The organism is Microbacterium sp. K35 (genome assembly GCF_004794375.1).
Taxonomy (GTDB): domain Bacteria; phylum Actinomycetota; class Actinomycetes; order Actinomycetales; family Microbacteriaceae; genus Microbacterium; species Microbacterium sufflavum.
The window spans coordinates 1-6352 of record NZ_SSDM01000119.1; the positions used below are offsets into that span (position 1 = coordinate 1).

Consider the following 6352-nt stretch of genomic DNA (forward strand, 5'->3'; position numbering starts at 1 on the left):
GACGCGGTCGCCCTCGCGACGCCCTCCGCGCTGGTGCGCGTGCCGTTCGACGGCGGAGAACCCGAGGAGACCTCGGCGGGAGCCGACGGCACGGCCGCGGCCCCCGTGTGGCTCCGCGGCTGCACGTATGGCGCGTGGGCGGGCTCGGCCACGTTCATCCGCGAGTGCCCGGGCGATGGCAACGACGTCAACGCCCCCATCGACGGCGCGGAGGACTCGTCGAGCCTCACGTTCCGCGTCAACCGCGACGTGATCATCCTCAACGACGCGGTCGGCGGCGCCGCCTGGCTCGCGAACGAGAGCCTGCAGCGCGTCGACAACTGGAACGACCTGACCCCGCCCGAGGGCGAGACCGAGAACCAGGACGACTCCACGGAGGAGACGGTCGAGACCACGCTGCCCGAGCGCAGCGAGGAGAACACCCCGCCCATCGCGGAAGACGACTCCTACGGCGTGCGACCGGGCGCGACCACGCTGCTGCCGGTGCTCGACAACGACAACGACCCCGACGGCGACGTCCTGGTCGCCGCGCTGGCCGAGGCGCAGCCGGGCATCGGCACGGTGCAGCCCATCAACAACGGCGGGGCGCTGCAGATCGCGGTCGACGAGAAGGCGTCGGGCACGGCCAGCTTCACGTACGAGGTCGACGACGGCCGCAAGGGCAAGGACACCGCGGTCGTCACCCTGACCGTGCGCGACTGGAGCGAGAACGCCGCGCCGGAGCCCAAGCGGAAGACCTCGCTGGCGGTGGAGACCGGCGGCACGATCTCGTACAACATCCTCCCCGACTGGATCGACCCCGACGGCGACGACATCTACCTCAAGGAGGTCATCCCCGCGCCGGGCGACGAGGTCGACTTCAGCCGCGACGGGCAGATGACGTACAAGGCGACCGCGAGCCTGCAGGGCCGCAAGGACGTGATGGTGACGGTCGCCGATGCGACCGGCGAGTCCACGTCCGCCACGATCGCGCTCGACGTGCGCCCGCAGGGCTCGACCAACCCGAAGACCAACGCCGACCACGTGGTGACCCGCGCGGGGGAGCAGATCACGGTCGCCCCGCTCACGAACGACACCAGCACGAGCCGGGAGCAGCTGCGCCTGAGCCGCGTGCTCGACACCGCGGGCGCCACGATCCAGCCCGACTTCCCCAACAAGACCTTCACGTTCCTGGCCCAGAACCCGGGCGTCTACTACGTGCAGTACCAGGTGACGACGGGGCCGAAGAACGGCGAGGGGCTCGTGCGCGTCGACGTGATGCCCGAGTCCGAGACCGACCTGCCGCCGGTCGCCGTGCGCGACGTGGCACTGCTGCCCACCGGCGGCGACGTGCTGCTGGGCGTGCTCAACAACGACACCGACCCCGCCGGCGGCATCCTCGTGGTGCAGTCCGTGTCGATGGACCCCAGCACGGGCATCTCGGTGTCGGTGCTGAACCACGAGACCCTGCGCATCACCGACCAGGGCGCGCTCGACGAGCCGGTGCGCATCGGCTACCGCATCTCGAACGGCTCGAAGTCGGCCGACGGCGAGGTCGTGGTCATCCCGATCCCCGCGCCGGACGAGATCCTGCCCCCGATCGCCAACCCCGACACGGCGACTGTGCGCGCGGGCGACGTCGTGACGATCCCCGTGCTCGACAACGACTCCCACCCGAGCGACGACGTGATGCACGTCGAGCCGGAGCTGGTCGAGACGGTCGACCCGGAGGACGGCGAGGCCTTCGTGTCGCAGGACGAGGTGCGCTTCAAGGCGGGCACCGAGCCGAAGACCGTCTACCTCACGTACGAGGTGGCCGACTCGCGTCAGCAGAAGGCCGCCGGCTACGTCACGATCCAGATCCTCCCGGTGGACGTGGAGAAGAACGCCGCCCCGCGTCCGCAGGACCTCACGGCCCGTGCGCTCGCCGGCAGCGAGGTGAACATCGCGGTGCCGCTCGACGGCATCGACGCCGACGGCGACTCGGTCGAGCTGCTGGGCATCGATTCGAGCCCGCGCAAGGGCCGCATCACGACCGTCGGACCCAACTACTTCACCTACGAGGCCGGCTCCGAGTCGTCGGGGGTGGACACGTTCACCTACCGGGTGCGCGACCGCCTGGGCAAGGAGGGCGTCGCGACGATCCGCGTGGGCGTCGCTCCGGCCGAGCAGATCAACCAGCCCCCGTACGCCGTGAAGGACGCCGTGGTCGTGCGGCCCGGCCGCGAGATCGCCGTCCCGGTGCTGGCCAACGACTCCGACCCCGAGGGCGACAAGGTCTCGCTCGTGAAGGACGGGCTCGAGGTGCCGGAGGGCCTGGAGGGCCGCGTCTCGGGCGACCGCGTGATCGTGAAGGTGCCCGACCGTGAGATGGAGACGTCGCTGCAGTACACGGTGAGCGACGCCCGCGGCGCTACGGCCACCGCGACCCTGCAGATCACGGTCGACGAGGACGTGCCGCTGCAGGCGCCCGTCGCCCGCGACGACCGGCTCCAGCCGTCTGACCTGAAGGACGGCGGGCTCTCGGCCGACCTCGAGATCCTCAAGAACGACGAAGACCCGGACGGCACCAAGGACCGGCTCGACGTGGAGGTGGGCGCGGGCGGCACGCTGCTGGAGAACGGCAAGGTGCGCGTCACCGTCACCGACGAGCTGCAGCTGATCCGCTACACCCTCACAGACCCGGACGGCCTCCAGGCGTCCGCGTTCATCTTCGTGCCGTCGCGCGACGGCCTGCGCCCGACCCTCACCTCCACCAAGCCGGTCGAGGTCGTCAGCGGCGAGACCAAGGACCTGCCCCTGTCGGAGTACGTCACGGTCGCGGGCGGCGGCGACGTGCGCATCACCGAGAAGGCGAAGATCAGCGCCAACAACGCGGACGGCTCGGACCTGCTCAAGGACGCGAGCACCCTGGTCTACACCTCGGCACCCGGCTACTTCGGCCCCGACGCGCTCACGTTCGAGGTGACCGACGGCGACGGACCGGACGACCCCGAGGGGCGCAAGGCCACGCTGAGCATCCCGATCAACGTGCTGCCGCCGGAGAACCAGCAGCCCACGTTCATCGGCGGTCAGGTCAACGTCGCCCCGGGTGAGGACGCGACCCCGCTCGACCTCGCCGCCCTCACCGACGACCCCGACCCGGAGGACGAGGGCAAGCACGAGTACTCCCTCGTCGGCGGAGACGGCAAGGGCATCTCGGCGCGCATCGACGGCGACCGGCTGCTGGTCGAGGCGTCGTCGAACGCCAAGAAGGGCACCAGCGCCTCGCTCACGATCCGCGTGTCCGACGGCGAGACCGAGCCGATCGAGGGCACCGTGACCGCGACCGTCACGGCCTCCACACGGGCGATGCCCGCCGCCAACACTGACACGATCTCCGAGGCCGACGCCGGGAAGACCATCACGGTGCCGGCGCTCGCGAACGACTTCAACCCGTTCCCGGAGACCCCGCTGAAGATCGTCGGCGCGGTGACCGAGTCGGGTCGCGGTGAGGCCTCGTTCACCGAGGACGAGGTGCGCGTGACCCCGGCCGAGGGCTTCGTCGGCACGCTGGTGGTGCGCTACCGCGTGCAGGACGCGACGGAAGACGTGGACCGCGAGGTGAACGGACAGATCGTGGTCACGGTGCAGGACGTACCGGCGGCCCCGGGCACCCCGGTCGTGACGAGCGTGCAGGACCGCACCGTGGTGGTGTCGTACTCGGCCCCGTCGAACAACGGCGCCGAGATCACGAAGTACACCGTGAAGTCGGTCGGCGGCGGCGCGTACTCGAAGGAGTGCGCCTCCACCACCTGCACGCTGGACGGCCTGACCAACAACGTCGAGTACACGTTCCAGGTGACCGCGACGAACCGCGTCGGCGAGTCCGAGCCGTCGGGCGTCTCCGAGGTCGCGCGTCCCGACGCCCGGCCGGACACCCCGAACCCGCCGACCCTCGACTTCGGCGACAAGTCGCTCAAGGTCGCGTGGACGACGCCGACGACCCCCGGCTCTCCCGTCGAGCGGTACACGCTCGAGATCTCCCCCGCGCCGCCCTCCGGCATCACGCAGAAGGAGGCCACGGGCAACTCGCTCACGTGGGAGGGGCTGGAGAACGGCTCGAACTACCAGGTGCGCGTGCAGGCGCACAACCGCGCCCCCGACCCGTCGAGCTGGAGCGGCTGGTCGGCCTCCGAGATCCCCGCGGGACCCCCGCTCGCGGCCGGCGCTCCCTCCACGAAGGAGCTCGAGCCGGTGTCGGGCCAGGCGCAGATGCTCGTGAGCTGGAACCCGCCGGACAAGAACGGCGACGCGATCCGCGGGTACGAGCTCCAGGTGATCTCCGGCGGCCAGACGGTCCGCACCCTCACGCCGGGCGCGCAGGCGAACAGCCAGGCCGTGACCGTGCCGACGTCGGAGTCCGCGTACACGTACCGCATCCGCGCCTACAACAAGGCCGGCTGGGGCGAGTGGAGTGCGCCGTCGGCCCCGCGCCGCGGTGTGATCGCGCCCGGAGCGCCGACCAGCCTGACGGTCACGGCCGAGCTCGACAGGGCGCTCGACATCTCCTACCGCCAGGGCTCGCGCAACGGCGCCAAGGAGAGCGAGGTCACGTACCAGTACCGGCTCAACGGCGGCAACTGGAACACCCTCTCCGGCACCCGCATCGGCGGTCTCACGAACGGCCAGAACTACCGCATCGAGGTGCGGGCGGTCGCGACCGTCGACGGCGTCACGTACGCCGGGGCCGTGTCGAACTCCGCGACAGGGAACCCGTACGGTGCACCGCGCCAACCCGCCGTGGACGCCATCGGCGGCGCGACCCAGGTGGAGCTGCGGTGGAACGCCAGCGGCTCCCCGAACGGCCGCGACATCAAGGTCGTGCAGATCAGCATCGACAACGGCGGCTGGGAGAACGTCGGCATCTCCGGTTCGCGCACGGTCGGCAACGGCTACAACCAGGGCCACAGCATTCGCGTGCGTGCGCAGGACGCCGCGGGGCAGTGGACACCCGAGAACTCGGCATCGGCGAGCTCCGGCCCGCCGCCCGCGCCGCGCGCCTGGGTCAGCCGAGGCACCGCCGGCTACTGGCCGGGGCAGTGCACCGACGGCACGTGCGCCAAGTTCGTCGTCAACACCCAGAACTTCCCCGCCGGCACCTACCAGGTGTGGTGCAACAGCAACGCGCCCACCGCGGGACCGCGGTTCGCCGGCGGCAGCAGCTGGTACATCCCCGCCAACGGCGCGGTCGAGCTCGGCTGCTTCCACGGTGCGGGCGGCCGCGGCTACGAGGTGTGGGTCACGATCGGCGGCACCGACTACGAACGACGCCCCTGGTAGCGGGCACCCCTTCCCCCGAGAGAGCACAGGACAACCCATGACAATGACCCCCGAGCAGGCCGCCTGGTTCCACGGCACCTTCACGCGCCTGGTGGAGAACGTCGACAAGGCGGTGCAGGGCAAGCGCGAGATCGTCGGGCTCGTGCTCGCCTCGATGCTGGCCGAGGGCCACGTGCTGCTGGAGGATGCCCCCGGCACCGGCAAGACGAGCCTCGCGAAGGCGCTCGCCGCGACCGTGCAGGGCACCAGTGCGCGTATCCAGTTCACGCCCGACCTGCTGCCCTCCGACGTGACCGGTGTGACGATCTACGACCAGCAGTCGCACCGCTTCGAGTTCCACAAGGGCCCGATCTTCGCGTCGATCGTGCTCGCCGACGAGATCAACCGCGCCTCGCCGAAGACCCAGTCCGCGCTGCTGGAGGTCATGGAGGAGTCGCGGGTCACGGTCGACGGCGTGACGCACGAGACGGGCCGCCCGTTCCTCGTGATCGCCACGCAGAACCCGGTCGAGCAGGCGGGAACGTACAAGCTGCCGGAGGCGCAGCTCGACCGCTTCCTGATCAAGACCTCGATCGGATACCCCGACCTCGCGGTGACCGAGAGCATCCTCGCCGGGGCGTCGGACCGCAACCCGTCGGCCGGGCTGTCGGCCATCATCACCACGAGCGCCGTGGCCGACATGGCCGACCTGGCCGCGACCGTGCACGTCGAGCCCGCGGTGCTGCGGTATGTGGCCGAGCTCGCCGAGGCCACCCGTGCCGACGGCGCGATCCGGCTCGGCGTCTCGGTGCGCGGTGCGATCGCCATGGTCCGCATCGCCAAGGTGTGGGCGGCGGCGCAGGGCCGCCACTACGTGCTGCCCGACGACATCAAGGCGCTCGCCCGCCCCGTGTGGCAGCACCGTCTGCTGCTCGACGCCGAGGCCGAGTTCGCCGGCACCAGCAGCGACACCGTGATCGCCCGCGTGCTCGACGGCGTCGCAGCCCCCCAGGCCCGAGCGGCGGCCTGATGACGGCGGAGGCTCTGCAGGCGCCGCCCGCGCCGGCCGACC

The 6352-nt window shown here is 71.2% G+C and carries 2 protein-coding genes; both read left to right on the plus strand.

Annotated elements, in window-relative coordinates; all coding sequences use genetic code 11:
- A partial coding sequence (locus tag DW299_RS03645) for an Ig-like domain-containing protein (protein ID WP_136035723.1) occupies window positions 1-5301 on the plus strand: 5301 nt, incomplete at its 5' end.
- Between the two features lie 37 nt (window positions 5302-5338).
- Window positions 5339-6310, plus strand: coding sequence for an AAA family ATPase (locus DW299_RS03650; RefSeq protein ID WP_136030098.1), 972 nt, complete (start codon window positions 5339-5341; stop codon window positions 6308-6310).
- Window positions 6311-6352: the final 42 nt, after the last annotated feature.

What these genes read in the sequence shown, in the direction of transcription:
- DW299_RS03650 (WP_136030098.1), top strand. Translation starts at nt 5,339, where the DNA reads ATGACAATGACCCCCGAGCAGGCCGCCTGGTTCCACGGCACCTTCACG.